The sequence below is a fragment of the Burkholderia sp. GW821-FHT14F03 genome (assembly GCF_058803765.1).
This window is the reverse complement of the sequence record NZ_JBXAPG010000020.1, coordinates 116,565-135,130: the sequence shown is the minus strand read 5'-3', so window position 1 is coordinate 135,130 and position 18,566 is coordinate 116,565. Positions and strand designations below refer to the sequence as shown.

At 70.2% G+C, this 18,566-nt stretch carries 16 protein-coding genes; 7 read left to right on the top strand and 9 right to left on the bottom strand.

All coding sequences use genetic code 11. The features are described from left to right. The 6 genes from AC1RQF_RS15945 to AC1RQF_RS15920 all read right to left on the bottom strand — a co-directional run. Positions 1–495, bottom strand: a 495-nt coding sequence (locus AC1RQF_RS15945) for an Hpt domain-containing protein (RefSeq protein WP_492872448.1), incomplete at its 3' end; no start/stop codon positions are given. Next, positions 492–1,214 (bottom strand): chemotaxis protein CheW, encoded by a 723-nt coding sequence (locus AC1RQF_RS15940; protein ID WP_273996716.1) that lies wholly within the window; start codon positions 1,212–1,214, stop codon positions 492–494. The genes AC1RQF_RS15945 and AC1RQF_RS15940, both read right to left, overlap by 4 nt. Beyond that, positions 1,195–2,640 carry a CheR family methyltransferase gene (locus tag AC1RQF_RS15935; RefSeq protein WP_492872447.1) on the bottom strand — a complete coding sequence of 482 codons (1,446 nt, stop codon included), beginning with the start codon at positions 2,638–2,640 and terminating at the stop codon, positions 1,195–1,197. The genes AC1RQF_RS15940 and AC1RQF_RS15935 overlap by 20 nt, the downstream gene beginning before the upstream one ends. Continuing rightward, a complete protein-coding gene (locus tag AC1RQF_RS15930; protein WP_273996718.1) occupies positions 2,637–3,116 on the bottom strand; it encodes a chemotaxis protein CheW in 480 nt (159 codons plus the stop codon). Before AC1RQF_RS15930 ends, AC1RQF_RS15935 begins: the two co-directional genes overlap by 4 nt. 27 nt (positions 3,117–3,143) lie before the next feature. Continuing rightward, a complete protein-coding gene (locus tag AC1RQF_RS15925; protein ID WP_492872446.1) occupies positions 3,144–4,820 on the bottom strand; it encodes a methyl-accepting chemotaxis protein in 1,677 nt (558 codons plus the stop codon). A gap of 251 nt (positions 4,821–5,071) precedes the next feature. Next, positions 5,072–6,166: a hybrid sensor histidine kinase/response regulator gene (locus AC1RQF_RS15920; protein ID WP_273996720.1), complete on the bottom strand. Its 1,095-nt coding sequence runs from the start codon at positions 6,164–6,166 to the stop codon at positions 5,072–5,074. A 525-nt stretch (positions 6,167–6,691) separates the two neighbouring features. On the opposite strand from AC1RQF_RS15920, the gene AC1RQF_RS15915 reads away from it, so the two are divergent. The 7 genes from AC1RQF_RS15915 to AC1RQF_RS15885 all read left to right on the top strand — a co-directional run bounded on the left by AC1RQF_RS15915 (position 6,692) and on the right by AC1RQF_RS15885 (position 14,686). Beyond that, on the top strand, positions 6,692–7,612 hold the full coding sequence (locus AC1RQF_RS15915; RefSeq protein WP_273996721.1) for an AraC family transcriptional regulator: 921 nt from the start codon (positions 6,692–6,694) through the stop codon (positions 7,610–7,612). A 140-nt stretch (positions 7,613–7,752) separates the two neighbouring features. Beyond that, positions 7,753–8,679, top strand: coding sequence for a substrate-binding domain-containing protein (locus tag AC1RQF_RS15910; RefSeq protein WP_273996722.1), 927 nt, complete (start codon positions 7,753–7,755; stop codon positions 8,677–8,679). Next, on the top strand, positions 8,598–10,244 hold the full coding sequence (locus AC1RQF_RS15905) for a sugar ABC transporter ATP-binding protein (protein WP_492872445.1): 1,647 nt from the start codon (positions 8,598–8,600) through the stop codon (positions 10,242–10,244). The genes AC1RQF_RS15910 and AC1RQF_RS15905 overlap by 82 nt, the downstream gene beginning before the upstream one ends. Beyond that, positions 10,231–11,235 (top strand): ABC transporter permease, encoded by a 1,005-nt coding sequence (locus AC1RQF_RS15900; RefSeq protein ID WP_273996723.1) that lies wholly within the window; start codon positions 10,231–10,233, stop codon positions 11,233–11,235. The genes AC1RQF_RS15905 and AC1RQF_RS15900 overlap by 14 nt, the downstream gene beginning before the upstream one ends. A 37-nt stretch (positions 11,236–11,272) precedes the next feature. After that, entirely contained in the window at positions 11,273–12,358 is a 1,086-nt protein-coding gene (locus AC1RQF_RS15895) for an alcohol dehydrogenase catalytic domain-containing protein (protein ID WP_273996724.1), read from the top strand. Positions 12,359–12,407: 49 nt separating this feature from the next. Continuing rightward, positions 12,408–13,952 carry an FGGY-family carbohydrate kinase gene (locus AC1RQF_RS15890; protein ID WP_273996725.1) on the top strand — a complete coding sequence of 515 codons (1,545 nt, stop codon included), beginning with the start codon at positions 12,408–12,410 and terminating at the stop codon, positions 13,950–13,952. After that, a complete protein-coding gene (locus tag AC1RQF_RS15885; protein WP_273996726.1) occupies positions 13,949–14,686 on the top strand; it encodes an SDR family oxidoreductase in 738 nt (245 codons plus the stop codon). The genes AC1RQF_RS15890 and AC1RQF_RS15885 overlap by 4 nt, the downstream gene beginning before the upstream one ends. A gap of 117 nt (positions 14,687–14,803) precedes the next feature. Here AC1RQF_RS15885 and lepB read toward each other — a convergent pair whose 3' ends face one another. The 3 genes from lepB to AC1RQF_RS15870 all read right to left on the bottom strand — a co-directional run bounded on the left by lepB (position 14,804) and on the right by AC1RQF_RS15870 (position 18,441). Then, positions 14,804–15,250 (bottom strand): signal peptidase I, encoded by a 447-nt coding sequence (gene lepB / locus AC1RQF_RS15880; protein ID WP_492872444.1) that lies wholly within the window; start codon positions 15,248–15,250, stop codon positions 14,804–14,806. 88 nt (positions 15,251–15,338) lie between these two features. Then, positions 15,339–16,772 (bottom strand): aldehyde dehydrogenase family protein, encoded by a 1,434-nt coding sequence (locus AC1RQF_RS15875; protein WP_273996727.1) that lies wholly within the window; start codon positions 16,770–16,772, stop codon positions 15,339–15,341. A gap of 28 nt (positions 16,773–16,800) precedes the next feature. Next, entirely contained in the window at positions 16,801–18,441 is a 1,641-nt protein-coding gene (locus AC1RQF_RS15870; RefSeq protein WP_273996728.1) for an acetolactate synthase large subunit, read from the bottom strand. Between the last annotated feature and the right edge of the window lie 125 nt (positions 18,442–18,566).

The window sequence follows — 18,566 nt, the reverse complement described above, 5'->3', positions numbered from 1 at the left end:
AACAAGTCTGTCTTGGGGGCTCGGAGATGTGTAGAAGAGACGGGGCTCGGACACGGGCTCGGGCAACGCCGCGGCGGCCGCCCCGGGCGGCGCGGCGGCCTCCTGCCCCGCCGCGTCCAGCGCGGCCGCGAAGCGCTCGATCTCGCCCCGGCTCACGGCGATCGCGTCGTGCGGATCGCCGACCCGCACCAGCAGGTCGACGCCCGCCAGCAATGCGTCGATATGCGCGGCGCCGAGCACCCGTTCGCCATGCTGCGCGGCCACGAAGCAGTCTTCCATGCGGCCCGCGATGTCGACGCCGAGCGGCACGCCGACGATGCGCGCCGCCCCCTTCAGGGAATGGGCGGCCCGCATGCAGGCCTCGAACGCGGCCGCGTCCTGCGCGCCGTGTTCGAGCGCGAGCAGCTGCTCGGACAGCGCCTGGGTCTGGGTCCGCGTTTCCTCGCGATACAGTTCGAGCAGCGACAGCCGGCTCAGGTCGTCATCCTGGCTCATCGCAAGCTCCGGATCAGCGAATCGAACAGACGGTCTTCGTCGAGCAGGCCGATCGCCTTGCCGCGCCAGACGAACACGCCGCGCGCGTGGGCGACGCCCGCCCGCGACACGGTGGCGGGCACCGACACCCATTCGGACGCGGTGAAGCGCAGCACGCCCTCGACCTCGTCGACCGGGAATACCACCGGGTCGCCCTGGTAGGCGACCACCAGCATCCGCGTAAAGCCGCCGCGCGTGTCCTGGCGGCCGGCGCTCGCATCGAGATGCAGCAGCTCGGCCAGCGACACGGCGATGCGCAGCGTGCCGCGCACGTTGACGATGCCGAGCACCGCGCGATGGCGGCGGTGCGGCAGCGAATGGATCGCGCGCGACTCGGTGATCTCGCGCAGCACGCCGGTCGGCAGCGCGAGCCACTCGTCCGCGACGCGGAACGCGAGCACCGAATGCGCCAGCTCGGCCGCATCGCCGCGCAGGCCCGCGCCCGGCGCGGCAATCGGCTTCGCGCCCGCCGCGCCGCGCGCGGCAGCGCTCAGGTCGTCGTCCGTCAGCGGCCGGTCGAGCAGCAGCGCCGCGTGCTTCGCGAACACCGGGCAGTTCAGGCAGCGCGAGTACGCCGCGAGCCGCGGGCACGAGTGATCGCCGCCGCGCGTGCCGATGCGGTTCCAGCAATCGTCGATGTCGACTAAGGTCGCGGCGGGCTCAACGGCGTCGCGGTCCATGGGTTCCTCTTGGTGTGCCGGCGTCCGGCGGCACGTTCTGCTGCACCGCGCGACGCGCCCGCTGCATCAGCCACTCCGCGCCCGTGTGGTCGCCCGCGATGTCGAGCAGCGTGGCCAGATGCGTCAGCGCCTCGTGATGATTCGGTTCAAGATACAACGCTTTGCGGTAGAAATCCCCGGCATCCGCGGTCCGGCCCTGCGCGTCGGCGATCAGGCCGAGCAGGTAGTAGGCGTCGGCGCTCGGCCCCGCCGACTCGATGAACACCTCGACCGCCTGCTGCGCCGCGTCGAACGCGCCGGCGTCGGCCAGATCGTGCGCCGCGTCGAGCGACGCCACCGGCTTCAGCCCGTGCCCCGGCCATTCCGGCCATGCCGGCGCGACCGGCCGGGCCGGCGCGGCCGGCCTGGGCGTGCTCGGCGCCGGCCAGGCGGCGTCGGAGAACCATTCGTGCGCGGGTACGCTCGGCGGCGCCACCATCGTCGACAGCACATCGACGGGCGGCACGAACAGCGGCGGCGGCCACGCGTCGGCCCCGCCCCCGCCCTCGGGGCGGACCGCCCACACGGGCGGCGCGTCGGCGGCGGTCGCGCGCCGGAAGGCGAACGCGAGCGGAATCTTCGCGGACATCATCCCGTGCCGCATCACCACCCCCGTCTCGGCCGGCCCGACGAACACGCGCCCGTCCGGCGCGAGCCGCGCGTCGATGCCGCGCATGGCCCGATCCTGCGCATCCTGATCGAAATAGATGAGCACATTGCGACAAAAAATGAAATCGTACTGCGTCTGGTCGCTCGCGAGCATTTCCAGCAGATTCACCTGACGAAACCGCACGCAGCGGAGCACCCGCTCGTCGAGCAGCCAGCCGTCGTCCGCCGCCGTGAAATAGCGGTCGCGGAACTCGAGCGCGTGGCCGCGAAACGAGTTCCGGCCATAGCGGCCGCGCATCGCGTGGGCGATCGCGCGCCCGCTGATGTCGATCGCATCGATCTCGAAGCGCGCCGGATCGAGGCCGGCGTCGAGCAGCGCCATCGCCGCCGAATACGGCTCCTCGCCGGTCGAGCACGGCGCGCTCAGCACCCGCAGCACCCGCCCCGGGTGCGCGAACAGGCGCTCGCACGCGAGCCGGGCCAGCGCGACGAAAGCCTCGCGCTCGCGGAAGAACCAGGTTTCGGGCACCACGAACAGCTCGATCAGCGCGCGCCGCTCGTCGGGCGAGCTGCTCAGGAGCCGCCAGTACGCGTCGACGATCTCGTCGGACACCTGCTGCGCGCGGATCGCGGCCGGCACCGCGCGCGCGCCGTCGTACTGGGTCGCGCCGATCCGTTCGAGCAGCGCGCGGGCCACGTAGTCGTTGCCGAGCGAGGCCGGATCGATGCCCGTCTCGCGCGACAGCCAGCTCTGGAAGCGCGGGTCGAAGACGTTCATCGGCCCCCCTCCGGCGCGGCGGGCTCGTCGAACAGCAGCGCGCGCGCCGGGCCGTCGAGCAGATGCCGCACGGCGACCCACTGGACCACGCCGTCGGCGTCGCTCGCGACCGGCCCAAGCCAGCGCGCGTGCGGCGTCGCGATGCCCGGGTCGTGGAACGCGTCGCGCTCGATCCGGGCGGTCTGGGTCGCGCGCTCGACGATCAACCCGAGCAGACGCGCGTCGCCCGGCTCGCCGGACCCGCGATGGCGCACCAGCACCAGCCGCGTCGAGCGCAGCGCCTGCGCCGGACGGCCGAGCGCGAGCCGCGCCACGTCGATCACGGGCACCGGCACGCCGCGATGCATGAGGATGCCGGACACCCAGTCGGGCGCGCCCGGGATGGCCTTGGTGGCCGCGAGCGGCAGCACCTCGGCGATCTCGCCCGCATCGAGCGCGTAGCGGTCGCCGTTGAGTTCGAACAACAAGAAAAGCATGGCGGTTTCGCGGCGCTTACGCCGTCCTCATGCCTCGACCTTGAAGCGCGACACGCTCGTGCGCAGCTGGTTCGCGACCAGCGTGAGGTCGTCGATCGCCTGCGACGACTGCCGCAGCGATTCGGCCGTCTGCTGCGCGGCCTCGGACAACTGCGACAGCGCCTGCGTGATCTGCTCCGCGCCGCTTGCCTGGGTCTGCATCCCTTCGTTGACCATCTGGAAGCGCGGCGCGAGCGTCTGCACCTCGGCGATGATCTGCGACAGCTGGCCGCCGACCTGCTGCACGTCGCGCATGCCGCGGCGCACTTCCTCGGAGAATTTGTCCATCCCCATCACGCCCGCCGACACCGCCGACTGGATCTCCTTCACGGTCTGCTCGATGTCGTAGGTCGCGACGGCGGTCTGGTCCGCGAGCCGGCGGATCTCGGTCGCCACCACCGCGAAGCCGCGCCCGTACTCGCCGGCCTTCTCGGCCTCGATCGCCGCGTTCAGCGAGAGCAGGTTGGTCTGGTCCGCGACCTTGGTGATGGTCGCGACCACCTGGTTGATGTTGATCGCCTTCTCGTTGAGGATCGCGAGCTTCGCGTTGACCGAGCCGGCCGCGTCCATCACGCTGCGCATCGTCTCGCCCATCCGGGTCAGGCCGGTCTGGCTCACGCCGGCGAGCGTCGCGGACTGCTCGGCGACGCCCGACACTTCGTTCATGGTGCGCAGCAGGTCGCGCGAGGTCGCGAAGATCTCGCGCGAGGTCGCGCCGATCTCGGTGGTGGTCGCGGCGGTCTCGTTCGCGGTCGCCTGCTGCTCGCGCGAGGTCGCGGCGATCTCGGCCACCGAGGTCGTCACCTGCAGCGACGACTGCTGCGCCTGCGCGACCAGCGCGGTCAGCTCGTCCGCCATCCGGTTGAAACCCGTCTCCAGCGTGCCGAACTCGTCGCTGCGGCCGAGGTTCAGGCGCTGCGTGAGGTTGCCGGTGCGCATCACGTCGTGCACCTCGACGAGCCGCGCCATCGGCACGGTCACCGCGCGGAACAGCAGGTAGCCGAGCACCAGCGCCGACGCCAGCACCAGGCCGAGCGCGACCGCCAGCGTGATCACCGTGCCCTGCACCGATTCGCGGATCAGGCGCGCCGATTGCTCGGCGAACGCGCGGTTTTCCTGGACGAGAATGTTCGCGTTGCGGATCACCTCTTCCCAGATCGGCGTGACCTTCGCATAGGCGGCCTCGGCGTCGGCGCGCGGGCCGCGGGTTTTCTGCACGGCGTCGTTCAGGAGCGGCAGATAGCGATCGTAGGCAGCCCGAAAGGTGTTGAAGCGCACCCGGTCGTCGTCGCGGTACGTGGAGTTCTGGTAGGCGACCGACAGCTTGTCGAATTCCTCGAGCACGGCCGGCAGCTTGGCGAGATCGCGCCGCGCGGTGTCGGGATCGTGGTCGACGAAGATCGCGCGCTGCAATGCGCCGTACGATTCGTTCGCGGCGGCGCGCAGCGACGACGCGAGATACACGCCCGGCAGCGAGTCGCGCTCGATGCTGACGGCCTCCTCGTTGATCGCGTGCAGGCGCGCGTAGGACAGCGCGGCGGTCAGCACCATCAGCACGAACAGCACGCCGAAGCTGACCAGGATCCGGTTGCCGAGCGTCAGGTGGCGACCGGTCAAGGTATTGTGAAGGCTCTCATTGCCTGCGCGAGGCGTCACGGTGGCCATGTTGGTTTCGGCTGTCAAGAAAAGCGTTTAAGAAAAGCGCCGGCCGGCTGGCCGGTGCCGTCGCATCGATCCGGATACTGCATGCTCAACGCCCTTCGCGGCCCCGTCGTCGCGCCGCCGGCAAGGCGGCGACGCGCGCGGAACGCATGTACTGTATACCGATCGGGACGGCGCGGGGCGCGATCTGCCCGGATCGACAACGCGCGAGGCCGCGCCCCGGTGCACACGCGCCGGCGCGGCCGCGCGCGGGTTCAGGCGCCGGGCGCGTCCTTCGGCAGCTTGAGGCCCGCCATGAAGCCGCGCGTCGTGTAGCGCATCAGGATCTCCCCGCGATGCTTCGCGGCGGTCGCCCGCACGAATGCGAGCCCGAGCCCGAAGCCGCTCTTCTGCGCGCCGTTCGCGGGCGCGAGCCGCACGAACGACTCGGTCGCGGAATCGCGCTGGTCCGGGGCGATCCCCTCGCCCTCGTCCTCGACGCAGATCAGCCAGCCCGTATCGTCGTCGGCCAGCGAGCAGCGCACCTCCGAACCCGCCGGCCCGTACTTGAGCGCGTTGTCGATCAGGTTCGCGACCGCGCGCGTGAGCATCATGCGGTCGCCGATGCACAGGCATTCGACCTCCGGCGCGTCCGCGACGACCCGGCTGCCGAGGCTGCCCGCCTTCTCCCACAGCTGGTCGACCGCGTCGAGCACGATCTCGTTGAGGCTCACGATCTCGCTCGGACGCTTCTCGGACTGCGCGCGGGTCAGGTGGATGAAGCCGTCGGCGAGCGCGAGCGCGCGCCGCGCGTGCGTCTCGATCCGCTCCAGGATCGGCGGCACCGTGCCGTGTTCGTTGCGGTACACGTCGAGCAGCGCGAGGATCGAGGTCTGCGGCGAACGCATGTCGTGCGACAGGAAGTCGAGCACTTCGTCGCGCTGCCTCAAGGTCAGGTAGGAACTGGCGTGGTAGCGGATCCGCGCGATCAGCTCGATCGCGTCGGGCAGCTTGACGAGATAGTCGTTCGCGCCGGCGACGAACGCGGCGCGCTTGACGACCGGCTCCTCCTTCGCCGACAGCACGATGATCGGCACTTTCGCCGTCTGCGCGTCGGCGCGCCACGCGCGCACCAGGTCGAGCCCGTCGATGTCCGGCATCACGAGATCCTGCAGGATCACGGACGGCTTGACCTCCCGCGCAACCGCCATCGCGCGCTGCGCGTCGGTGCAGACATGCAGCACGATGTCGCTCTCCGCCACGATCGAGCGGCGGATCACTTCGCCGACGAATGCCTGATCGTCGACGAGAAGGACCGAGATATCGGATTCCATCGAATTCGACGCATTTTCCCCATTTGCTTCAATCATATATTTACTAGCACTACTTAATCGTTGCCTTTCCGTCGAACCATGCCGCGTTTTCGCTTGCCTTGCCGGCCCATCCGTCTCGGGCCCCCCTGTTTCGGTCCAGCTGTCCGGGTTTGCCCCATTACTTCTCAAAATAGTTATAAGCACCTGATATTAAATGAAATTAGATCAGATTGCTTATCTCAACAAGGTTCATCCCCAGAACCGGTGCGAGAATGCGCGGCACGCTGACGCGCAAGGGGGTTTCGCGTTGCACAAAATTTGATCGAGATTGTCCGACGAATGCGCGAGATGCAAAAAAGTATCGGTCGATGGTTTCATTTTTGGTGGCGATGCGCACCCTGTCCGGCTACTTTTCGTGTTAACGATGACAGAACGATGTTCGCCCGCCATCCGGGGCGACCTCGATACGGAGACAAGCGATGATCCAGGTTCCCCGCGCCGCGCAGTCGCGCGCCGCCACCGCCGCGATGCCGGCGCGCGCCCCGCGCGCGTGACGCGCCGAACCGCGCGCGAGCCGCCTCCATGCAACCCGATCTGGAACTCGTGGCCGTGCGCCGCGACGAATCCTTCAAGGTCTGGTCCCACGGCTATCCGTATCGCACGGTCCGTTGGCACTTCCATCCCGAGTACGAGATCCACCTGATCACGGCCACCACCGGCCGGATGTTCGTCGGCGACCACATCGGCGCGTTCGTGCCCGGCAACCTCGTGATGACCGGCCCGAACCTGCCGCACAACTGGGTCAGCGACGTGCCGCCCGATGCGACGATCGACGAGCGCTGCCTGGTGGTGCAATTCGACGCGGACTTCATCGCGCGCTGCATCGACGTGTTCCCCGACCTGCGCGAAATCCGCGCGCTGCTCGACGAATCGCGCGCGGGCCTGCTGTTTCCGCCCGCCACCGGCGCGGCCGCCCAGCCGCTGCTCGTCGGCCTCATCGATGCGCGCGGCATGCGCCGCGTGGTGCTGTTCATGCAGCTGCTCGAACTGCTCGCGGGCTGCCGCGCGCGCCGCCGGCTCGCGAGCGTCGCCTGGCGCACCGATCCCGGCGATTATGCGTCGAGCCGCATCAATCCCGTGCTCGCCTACCTCGGCGAGCACTTCGCGCAGCCGCTGCGCGAAGCCGATCTCGCGCAACTGGCCGGCCAGAGCGTCAGCGCGTTCTCGCGCACGTTCCGCCGCCATACCGGCCTGACCTTCGTGCAGTACGTGAATCGCCTGCGCATCAACCTCGCCTGCGAACTACTCGCGACCGACACGCTCAGCATCACCGAGATCTGCTATCAGGTCGGCTTCAACAACCTGTCGAATTTCAATCGCCAGTTCCTGCTGCTCAAGGACATGCCGCCGTCGAAGTTCCGCGCGTACCAGCAGCTGAACCTGCAGCGCGCGGCCGGACCACCCGCGCGGCGCGGCGACTTCGGCGCGCACGCGCTGCGCTAGCCGCCGCTTCTTCACGCTTCCTGCCGCTTTCGCTTCGGACGCCGGGCCACCCGCCCGGCGCGGGCCCGGTCGCGCCCGCGCGCCGAAGCCGCACCGGTTTCGCCGCGACCGCCACATCGACTTACGATACGGAGACATCCATGTTGACGAAAACCCTGCTTCCGCTGCGCGCGGCCGCCTGCGCGCTCGCCTGCGGCGCCGCATTCGCGAGCGCGGACGCCGCCGCCGCGCCGCTGCGGATCGGCATGACGTTCCAGGAGCTGAACAACCCGTATTTCGTCACGATGCAGCAGGCGCTCAACGACGCCGCCGCGTCGCTCGGCGCGCAGGTGTTCGTGACCGACGCGCATCACGACGTCGGCAAGCAGGTCAGCGACGTCGAGGACATGCTGCAGAAGAAGATCGACATCCTGCTCGTCAACCCGACCGATTCGGCCGGCATCCAGGGCGCGATCACGGCGGCGAAGAAGGCCGGCGCGGTCGTGGTCGCGGTCGATGCGAATGCGAGCGGGCCGGTCGACGCGTTCGTCGGCTCGAAGAATTTCGACGCGGGCGCGCTGTCGTGCGACTACCTCGCGAAGGCGATCGGCGGCAGCGGCGCGGTCGCGATCCTCGACGGCATTCCCGTCGTGCCGATCCTCGAACGCGTGCGCGGCTGCAAGGCGGCGCTCGCGAAGTATCCGAACGTGAAGCTGGTCGCCACCCAGAACGGCCGCCAGGAACGCGCGACCGCGCTCTCGGTGACCGAGAACATGATCCAGGCCAACCCGGCGCTCAAGGGCATCTTCAGCGTCAACGACGGCGGCGCGATGGGCGCCCTCGCGGCGATCAACGTGTCGGGCAGGGACATCAAGCTCACGAGCGTCGACGGTGCGCCCGAAGCGATCGCGGCGATCCGCAAGCCCGATTCGAAGTTCATCCAGACCGCCGCGCAGTTTCCGCGCGACCAGGTGCGGCTCGCGCTCGGCATCGCGCTCGCGCGCAAGTGGGGCGCGGCCGTGCCGAAGGTCGTGCCGGTCGACGTGAAATCGATCGACCGCAGCAACGCGGCCGGCTTCAGCTGGTGAGCGCCGTGGCCGCGCGCGAGGCCCCCGCCGTGGCGCCGCTGCTGAAGCTGTCCGGCGTCGCGAAGCGCTTTCCCGGCGTGCAGGCGCTGCAGGACATCGATCTCGAGATCGCCCCCGGCGAGATCCACGCGCTGCTCGGCGAGAACGGCGCGGGCAAGTCGACGCTGATGAAGATCCTGTGCGGCATCCATGCGCCCGACGCCGGTGCGATCGTCCTCGACGGCGCGCCGCGCCGCTTCGCGCACTATCGCGACGCGGTCGCGGCCGGCATCGGCATCGTGTTCCAGGAGTTCAGCCTGGTGCCCGCGCTCGACGCGGTCGACAACCTGTTCCTCGGCCGCGAGACGCGCACCCGGCTCGGCCTGCGCGACCGCGCCCGCATGCGCGCGGACGCCGCGCAGCGGTTCGCGCGGCTCGGCGTCGCGCTCGATCTCGACGCGCCGGTCGGCGCGCTGTCGGTCGCGCAGCAGCAGTTCGTGGAGATCGGCAAGGCGCTCGCGCTCGACGCGCGCCTCCTGATCCTCGACGAACCCACCGCGACGCTCACGCCGGCCGAGGCCGGTCACCTGTTCGCGATCATGCGCGAGCTGCGCGCGCGCGGCGTGTCGATGATCTTCATCTCGCACCACCTCGACGAGATCTTCGCGGTGTGCGACCGCATCACCGTGCTGCGCGACGGCCGCCGCGTCGGCATGACGGCCGTCGCCGACACCGACGTCGGCCGGCTCGTCGAGATGATGGTCGGCCGGCGCATCGAGCAGAGCTTCCCGCCGAAGGCATCGCCGCGCGCCGCTGCGCCGGGTACCGCCGCGCCGCTCGCGCTCGACGTGCGCGCGCTGCAGTTGCGCCGCGACGCGCCGGTGCTGCGCTTCGCGCTGCGCGAAGGAGAGATCCTCGGCTTCGCGGGTCTCGTCGGCTCCGGGCGCACCGAGGCCGCGCTCGCGGTGCTCGGCGCAACGCGCGCGCACCGCAAGGAGATCCGCCTCGGCGGCCGCGCCGCCGCGCTGCGCGATCCCGCCGACGCGCTCGCGGCCGGCATCGGCCTGCTGCCGGAAAGCCGCAAGACCGAGGGGCTCATCACGCGCTTCTCGATCCGCGACAACATCTCGCTCAACAACCTCGGCACGTATCGCGCGTGGCGCTGGCTCATCGACCGCCGCCGCGAGGCGGACGCGACCGCCGAAATCATGCGGCGCGTCGGCGTGAAAGCGCCGTCGATGCACGTCGCCGCCGGCACGCTGTCGGGCGGCAACCAGCAGAAGGTCGTGATCGCCCGCTGGCTCAACCATCACGCGCGGATCCTGATCTTCGACGAACCCACGCGCGGCATCGACATCGGCGCGAAGGCCGACATCTACCACCTGATGCGCGCGCTCACCGCACGCGGCTATTCGATCCTGCTGATCTCGTCGGAACTCCCCGAGATCGTGGGCCTGTGCGACCGCGTCGCGGTGTTCCGCCAGGGCCGCATCGAAGCGCTGCTCGAAGGCGACGCCATCACCCCGCACGCCGTGATGACCCACGCGACCACGGCCGCACAAGGAGACAGGCATGACCCCGCGTAATCCCTCTTCCGCCACCGCCCCCACCGCCGCGGCCGCGGCCGCGCTCGCCGCACCCGCGCGCCTGCGGGCCCGGCTGCGCCGCTCGCCCGTCTGCTATCCGCTCGTCGGGCTCATCGTCGTCTGCGTGGCGATGACGCTCGCCAGCGACAGCTTCCTGTCCGCCGCCAACCTCGAGAACGTGCTGCGCCAGGTGTCGATCAACGCGATCATCGCGGTCGGCATGACCTGCGTGATCCTGACGGGCGGCATCGACCTGTCGGTCGGCTCGGTGATGGCGCTGTCGGGCACGCTCGCCGCCGGCCTGATCGCGAGCGGCGTGAACGCGCTCGCGGCGCTCGGCCTCGGGCTCGCGGCCGGCCTCGGCTTCGGCCTCGCGAACGGCCTGTTCGTCGCGTTCGCCGGCATGCCGCCCATCATCGTCACGCTCGCGACCATGGGCATCGCGCGCGGCCTCGCGCTGATCTATACCGGCGGCTACCCGATCGACGGCCTCCCCGACTGGCTCGGCCTCCTCGGCAGCGGCAAGCTCGCCGGCCTGCAGGCCCCCGTGCTGATCATGCTCGCGGTCTATGCGCTCGCCTGGCTCGCGCTCGAACGCATGCCGTTCGGCCGCTACGTGTATGCGATCGGCGGCAACGAGCAGGCGACCCGGCTGTCCGGCGTGCGCGTCACGCGCGTGAAGCTGATCGTCTACGGCCTGTCCGGCCTCACCTCGGCGCTCGCCGGCATCGTGCTCAGCGCCCGCCTGATGAGCGGCCAGCCGAATGCGGGCGTCGGCTTCGAACTCGATGCGATCGCCGCCGTCGTGATGGGCGGCACCTCGATCGCGGGCGGCCGCGGCGCGATCCTCGGCACGCTGATCGGCGCACTGCTGCTCGGCGTGCTCAACAACGGCCTCAACATGGTCGGCGTCAATCCCTACGTGCAGAACGTGATCAAGGGCGGAATCATCCTGCTCGCGATCTACATCAGCCGCGAACGCCGCCCCTGAGCCTTTCCCCTACCCGCTCTTCCCGACAGGATCGACCATGACCGAACCCACCCCCCCATCGATGACCGCGATCGTCTGCCACGCGCCCGAGGACTACCGCGTCGAACGCGTCGCACGGCCGCGCGCCGGCCCGAACGAACTGGTGATCCGGATCGCCGCGTGCGGGATCTGCGCGAGCGACTGCAAGTGCCACGCGGGCGCGAAAATGTTCTGGGGCGGCCCGAGCCCGTGGGTCAAGGCGCCCGTGATTCCCGGCCACGAATTCTTCGGCTACGTCGACGAACTCGGCGAAGGCGCGGCCGCCCACTTCGGCGTCCGCGCCGGCGAGCGCGTGATCGCCGAGCAGATCGTGCCGTGCGGCGCGTGCCGCTATTGCCGCGGCGGCCAGTACTGGATGTGCGAGGTCCACCACATCTTCGGCTTCCAGCGCGGCGTGGCCGACGGCGGCATGGCCGAGTACATGCGGATCCCCGCGACCGCGCGCGTGCACCGGATCCCCGACGGCATCTCGATCGAGGACGCCGCGATCATCGAGCCGCTCGCCTGCGCGATCCACACCGTCAATCGCGGCGAGATCCAGCTCGACGACGTCGTCGTAATCGCGGGCGCGGGGCCGCTCGGCCTGATGATGACCCAGGTCGCGCGGCTCAGGACGCCGCGCAGGCTGGTCGTGATCGACCTCGTCGACGAACGGCTCGCGCTCGCGCGCGCGTACGGCGCGGACCTGACGATCAACCCGCGCGACGAGGATGCGTTGGCCGCCGTCCGCGCGCTGACCGGCGGCTACGGCTGCGACGTCTACATCGAGACGACCGGCGTGCCCGCCGGCGTCACGCAGGGACTGGAGCTGATCCGCAAGCTCGGCCGCTTCGTCGAGTTCTCGGTATTCGGCGCGGAAACCTCGGCCGACTGGTCGATCATCGGCGACCGCAAGGAACTCGACGTGCGCGGCGCGCATCTCGGGCCATACTGCTATCCGATCGCGATCGACCTGCTCGCGCGCGGCCTCGTCACCTCGAAGGGCATCGTCACGCACGACTTCTCGCTGGAGGAATGGGACGCGGCGATCCGCACCGCGCAATCGCTCGATTCGATCAAGGTCCTGCTGCGGCCCGCGCGCTGAGCCGCGCGCGCCGGCCCACCCTGCCCGGCGGCCATCTGACGGAGCACGCATGGAATATGTCATCGGTGTCGACATCGGCACCCAAAGCACCAAGGCGCTGATCGCGGACCGGCACGGCGCGCTCGTCGCGCAGCACGCGTCGCACTACCAGCCAGACACGCCCCGGCCGTTCTGGGCCGAACAATGGCCGTCGGTGTGGCGCGATGCGCTCGCGGCAAGCGTCGCGCGCTGCGTGGCCGACGCGCAGGCGCGCGGCATCGCGCCGGGCGCGATCCGCGCGCTCGCCGTCAGCAGCCTGTACGGCGGCTCCGGGATCCCGGTCGACGACGCCGTGGAACCGCTGCATCCGTGCCTGATCTGGATGGACCGGCGCGCGACCGCGCAGGCCGACGCGGTGCGCGCGCGCCCCGATCTCGACCGGCTGCTCGCGATCACCGGCAACGGCGTCGACAGCTACTACGGCTACACCAAGATCCTGTGGCTGCGCGAGCACCGGCCGGACGTGTGGGCGCGCACCCGCTGGTTCCTGCCGCCGAACGCGTATCTCGCGTACCTGCTCACGGGCGAGATCGCGGTCGATCACAGTTCCGCCGGCAATCTCGGCGGCGTATACGACGTCGCGCGGCGCGCGTGGTCGCAGGAAGCGCTCGACCTGCTCGGCATTCCCGCGCGGATGATGCCGGAACGGCTCGTCGCCTCGTCGGACCCGGTCGGCGCGCTGCTGCCGGACTGGGCCGCGCGGCTCGGGCTCGACGCAGGCATCCCGGTGATCGCGGGCGGCGTCGACGCGGCGGTGGCGACCTTCGCGGCGGGCGTCACGCGGCCCGGCCAGCACGTCGCGATGCTCGGCACCAGCATGTGCTGGGGCTACCTCGACCATCGGGCGGATGCACGCCACGGGCTCGTCAGCATGCCGCACGTGTTCAACGGCGCGCATGACCTGTACGTGTTCGGCGGCGCGATCGCGGCGGGCGCCTCGGTCACCTGGTATCGCGAGCAGTTCTGCCAGGCCGAGATCGCGGCCGCGCGCGCGGAGCCCGACGGCGATCCGCACCGGCTGCTCGAAGCGCAGGCCGCGCGCGTGCCGGCCGGCGCGGGCGGCGTCACCTTCCTGCCCTACCTGATGGGCGAGCGCAGCCCCGTGTGGGATGCGCAGGCGAGCGGCGCGTTCATCGGCCTGAGCCTGTTCCATACGCGCGCGCATCTGTACCGCGCGGTGCTCGAAGGCGTCGCGTTCGCGCTGCGGCACAACATCGAGGCGGGGCGGCGCGGCACCGGCGCGCTCGACGAGCGGCTGATCGTGGTCGGCGGCGCCGCGCATTCGGACCTGTGGATGCAGATCATCGCGGACGTCACGGGCTTTCCGGTCTGGACCATCGAGCAGGACGTCGAGGCCGCGATGGGCGCGGCGCTGCTCGCCGCGCTCGGCGCGGGCCTCGTCGACGACGCGGCGGCGCGGCGCGGCTGGGTCACGCTCGCGGAACGCGCGCGCCCCGATCCGGAACGGCGCGCGCTGTACGACGCGCGCTTCGGCGTGTATGCGGACCTGTATCCGGCGCTGCGGCCGCTGATGCATCGGGTGAGCCCGTCATGACGGCGCGCGACGATTTCGCGGGCGCGACGGTGCTGGTCACGGGCGCGTCGAGCGGGATCGGCCTCGCGATCGTCGAGGCGCTGTGCGCGCGCGGCGCGCGGGTGCTTGCCGCCGCGCGCGACGCGGCGGCGCTCGAACGGATCGAGGCGGCCACCGGCTGCACGCCGTGCGTGCTCGATGTCGGCGACGAAGCGGCCATCGCCCGCACGTTCGCGACGCTCGACCCGCTCGACGGGCTCGTCAACTGCGCGGGCGTGGCGCACGTCGCGCCCGCGCTCGACACCGACGGCGCGGCGTTCGACGCGGTGATGGCGATCAATGCGCGCGGCGCGGCGCTGGTCGCGCGCCATGCCGCGCGCGCGATGATCGGCGCGGGCCGCGCGGGCAGCATCGTCAACGTATCGAGCCAGGCGGCGCTGGTCGCGCTCGACGGCCATCTCGCGTACTGCGCGTCAAAGGCCGCGCTCGACGCGATCACGCGCACGCTGTGCCTGGAACTGGGCCCGCACGGCATCCGCGTCAACAGCGTGAATCCCACCGTCACGCTGACGCCGATGGCCGAGCGCGCATGGCGCGACCCGGACAAGCGCGCCGATGCGCTGCGCGCGATACCGCTCGGCCGCTTCGCGCAGCCGCGCGACGTGGTCGAGCCGGTGCTGTTCCTGCTCGGCGACGCGGCCGCGATGATCAGTGGGGTGTCGCTGCCGATCGACGGCGGGTATACGGCGCGCTGATGCGTCCGCGCCGCACTTGCGCGCAGGGGCACGCACGGGACGCCCCCCGGTCCGACCGCATCATGCAAGGTGCGCCCGCGCCAACGGGCCACCGCTTCCGGCCCGCCCGCGCGGGCCTCAGCCGCCGCGCCGGACAGGCTCGTCGAGCAGTTGGCCAAAGCGCGCGAGACGCGGGCGATAGGCATGCGCCGGGTCGAGAGAAAACGCGACGCGTCGCGTGCGCCCCATGATCTCCTCGCGCGGAAAGAAGCCGTAACAGCGCGAGTCGGCGCTGTTGTCGCGATTGTCCCCCAGCATCAGGTACTCGCCCGGCGGGACGCGTGGGTCGCGCCGGCGCGCGTAGGCGTAGAAGTGCGCGTCGTCGTCGGACCATGCGCTGATGCGCATCGCGGGCACGTTGAGCAGGTGGCCCCGCGCGTGCGCGTCATACGCACCCCCGCGCGCAAGCGGCGCGCATCGATCGATCAGCACCACCTGCATCGGCGCGACCGGCGGCGCCTGCAGCAAGCGGGCCGCCAGCGTGGTTCCGCAAAACCCGGCGCCGACGATCGCCACGGTCTTCATCCCGGGCCCCGTCATCGATCACGCACGCGCGGCACGCCGGCGGCCTGCCCGCCCCCACGATCGCAAACCGGGCGCGCCCCGCCCCCGCTCAACGCTTGCGCACCACCATGAGCCGCAGTTCCGTCATGTCCTCGATCGCATAGCGGATGCCCTCGCGGCCGAGGCCCGAGTCCTTCACGCCGCCGTAGGGCATGTTGTCGACGCGGAACGACGGCACGTCGTTGATCACGACGCCGCCGACCTCCAGCTCGTCCCACGCGCGCTGGGCATGCGCGAGCGAATCGGTGAACACGCCGGCCTGCAGCCCGAAGTCGCTGTCGTTCACGCGCGCGAGCGCCTCGTCGAAATCGCTGAAGCGTTCGAGGATCGCGACCGGCCCGAACGCTTCCTTGCGATACAGATCCTGCTCGCGGCCGACCTGTTCGAGCAGCGTCGCCTCGAACATCGCGCCGTCGACCTTGCCGCCCGCGACGATCTTCGCGCCCGCCGCGACCGCCGCATCCATCCAGCCCGACAGGCGGCGCGATTCCGATTCCGAGATCATCGGCCCGACGAAGGTCGCCGGATCCTTCGGGTCGCCCATCTTCAGCGCACGCACCTTGGCGATCAGCTTCTCGCGCAGCGCCTCGTAGAGATCGGCGTGCACGAGGATGCGCTGCACGCCGATGCAGCTCTGACCGGACTGGTAGTACGCGCCGAACGCCAGCCGCTCGACCACGTAGTCGAGCGACGCGCGCTGGTCGGCGTCGACGATCGCGGCCGCGTTGCCGCCCAGCTCCAGCACCACCTTCTTCTTGCCGGCCTTGCGCTTCAGATCCCAGCCGACGGCGGGCGACCCCGTGAACGACAGCAGCTTGAAACGCTCGTCGGTGGTGAACAGGTCCGCGCCGTCGCGATGCGCGGGCAGCACCGAGAACGCGCCCTTCGGCAGGTCGGTCTCGGCCAGCACCTCGCCGATGATCAGCGCGCCGATCGGCGTGCGGCTCGCGGGCTTGAGCACGAACGGGCAGCCCGCCGCGAGCGCCGGCGCGACCTTGTGCGCGGCGAGGTTCAGCGGGAAGTTGAACGGCGAGATGAACGAACACGGGCCGATCGGCACGCGCTTCGTGTAGCCCGTATAGCCGCGCGCGCGCGCCGAGATCTCCAGGTTCAGGATCTCGCCGTCGAGGCGCACCGCCTCTTCCGCCGCGACGCGGAACGTATCGATCAGTCGCGTGACTTCCCCCTTGGCGTCGTTGATCGGCTTGCCCGCCTCGATGCACAGCGCCTCGGCCAGCTCGTCGAAACGCTCGCGAAACCGCGCGACGCAGTGATCGAGCACGGCCTGCCGCTGGTACGCGGCCATCTCGCGCAGCGGCTTCTGCGCCGCCACCGCGGCCGCGATCGCCGCGTCGATCGCGGCCGCGTCGGCCAGCGCGACACGCGTGGCGACCTGGCCGCCGTACTTGTCGGTGACTTCGAGATCGGTGTTGGCGTACACCGCTTCGTTGGCGAGGTAATACGGATAGGCTTCCTTCAGCATGACGTCACTCCTTCCGTGAGCCGTGGATTCAAAGCGCCGCCGACAACCGCTTGATCTCGCGGTTCAGCACGCGTTCGTTGTCCGAGTAATCGATCGGCACGTCGATCAGATGTACGCCCGGCGTCGCGAAGCAGTCGCGCAGCAGCGGCTCCAGCTGCTCGGCGGCCTCGACGCGATGCCCGTGCGCGCCGTAGCTTTGCGCGTAGGCGACGAAGTCGGGGTTCTGCAAGGTCATCGCGTAGTCGGGGAAATTCATGTTCTCCTGCTTCCAGCGGATCATGCCGAACGCATCGTCGCGCACGATCATCACGACGAGGTCGAGCTTCAGGCGCACCGCCGTCTCCAGCTCCTGCGAATTCATCATGAAGCCGCCGTCGCCACACACCGCGATCACCTTGCGCTGCGGATGCACGATCCTGGTCGCGATCGCCGACGGCAGGCCCGCGCCCATCGACGCGAGCGCGTTGTCGAGCAGCAGCGAGTTCGGCTCGTGCGCGCGCCAGTAGCGCGCGAACCAGATCTTGTACATGCCGTTGTCGAGGCACACGATGCCGTCGACGGGCAGCGAGCGGTACAGGTCGTGCACGATCCGCACCGGATACATCGGGAAGCGCGGATCGTGCTGGCCCTTGGCGAGATGCGCGTCGAAATGCGCCTTGATCATCAGGAAGCGCTCGAAATCCCAGTGCGGCCGCGGCGCGATCGCCTCCTTCATCTGCCACACCGCGTTCGCGATGTCGCCGACCACCTCGATCTGCGGGAAATAGACGGGATCGACCTGCGCGCCGAGGAAGTTCACGTGGATCACGGTCTTGTCGTCGGTGCGCATGAAGAACGGCGGCTTCTCGATCACGTCGTGGCCGACGTTGATGATGCAGTCCGCATGCTCGATCGCGCGGTGCACGAAATCGCCGTCCGACAGCGTCGCGTTGCCGAGCCACAGCGGATGGGTCTCGTCGATCACGCCCTTGCCCATCTGGGTCGTGAAGAACGGGATGCCCGTCTGGTCGACGAACTCGGCCAGCATCTTGCAGGTGGTCTTGCGGTTGCCGCCCGCGCCGATCATCAGCAGCGGATGGCGCGCGCGCTGGATCGCGTCGACCGCGTACGCCACGGCCTTCTCCTCGGCCACCGGCCGGCGGCTGTGGCTGGCCGGGATCGGCTTGCCGTCGCCTTCCTCGTGCGCGATGTCCTCGGGCAGCTCCAGGTGCGTCGCGCCCGGCCGCTCCTCCTCCGCGCGGCGGAACGCCTCGCGCACGGCCGACGGGATGTTGCCGATCGACACGATCTGGCGCGTGAGCTTGGTGAGCGGCTGCATCATGCCGACCACGTCGACGATCTGGAAGTGCCCCTGCTTGCTCGACTTGATCGGCTTCTGGCCGGTGATCATCAGCATCGGCATGCCGCCCAGCTGCGCATACGCGGCAGCGGTCACGAAGTTGGTCGCGCCCGGCCCGAGCGTGGCGAGGCAGACGCCGGTGCGGCCCGTCAGGCGTCCGTAAGTCGCCGCCATGAAGCCGGCCGCCTGCTCGTGGCGGGTCAGCACGAGCTTGATGCCGGAACGCCGCAGCGATTCGAGCAGATCGAGGTTTTCCTCGCCGGGAATGCCGAACACATATTCGACGCCTTCGGCTTCCAGCGCCTTCACGAACAGATCCGATGCTTTCATGGGGACTCTCGGTTGGTGCCGCTCGCCCGGCCTACGGGCGAGGCGGCGTGGGCAACGCGCGGGCCGGCCTACGGCCCGCGCGATTCGTCACGACCACTCACACGTACATGAATCCTTGCGGTACG

Bases quoted from the DNA above. Each gene is read 5' to 3' on its own strand.
- AC1RQF_RS15885 (WP_273996726.1), top strand. From the start codon at position 13,949: ATGACGGCGCGCGACGATTTCGCGGGCGCGACGGTGCTGGTCACGGGC.
- AC1RQF_RS15920 (WP_273996720.1), bottom strand. From the start codon at position 6,166: ATGATTGAAGCAAATGGGGAAAATGCGTCGAATTCGATGGAATCCGAT.
- lepB (WP_492872444.1), bottom strand. From the start codon at position 15,250: ATGAAGACCGTGGCGATCGTCGGCGCCGGGTTTTGCGGAACCACGCTG.
- AC1RQF_RS15875 (WP_273996727.1), bottom strand. From the start codon at position 16,772: ATGCTGAAGGAAGCCTATCCGTATTACCTCGCCAACGAAGCGGTGTAC.
- AC1RQF_RS15940 (WP_273996716.1), bottom strand. From the start codon at position 1,214: ATGGACCGCGACGCCGTTGAGCCCGCCGCGACCTTAGTCGACATCGAC.
- AC1RQF_RS15890 (WP_273996725.1), top strand. From the start codon at position 12,408: ATGGAATATGTCATCGGTGTCGACATCGGCACCCAAAGCACCAAGGCG.
- AC1RQF_RS15925 (WP_492872446.1), bottom strand. From the start codon at position 4,820: ATGGCCACCGTGACGCCTCGCGCAGGCAATGAGAGCCTTCACAATACC.
- AC1RQF_RS15870 (WP_273996728.1), bottom strand. From the start codon at position 18,441: ATGAAAGCATCGGATCTGTTCGTGAAGGCGCTGGAAGCCGAAGGCGTC.
- AC1RQF_RS15930 (WP_273996718.1), bottom strand. From the start codon at position 3,116: ATGCTTTTCTTGTTGTTCGAACTCAACGGCGACCGCTACGCGCTCGAT.
- AC1RQF_RS15915 (WP_273996721.1), top strand. From the start codon at position 6,692: ATGCAACCCGATCTGGAACTCGTGGCCGTGCGCCGCGACGAATCCTTC.
- AC1RQF_RS15895 (WP_273996724.1), top strand. From the start codon at position 11,273: ATGACCGAACCCACCCCCCCATCGATGACCGCGATCGTCTGCCACGCG.
- AC1RQF_RS15910 (WP_273996722.1), top strand. From the start codon at position 7,753: ATGTTGACGAAAACCCTGCTTCCGCTGCGCGCGGCCGCCTGCGCGCTC.
- AC1RQF_RS15935 (WP_492872447.1), bottom strand. From the start codon at position 2,640: ATGAACGTCTTCGACCCGCGCTTCCAGAGCTGGCTGTCGCGCGAGACG.
- AC1RQF_RS15900 (WP_273996723.1), top strand. From the start codon at position 10,231: ATGACCCCGCGTAATCCCTCTTCCGCCACCGCCCCCACCGCCGCGGCC.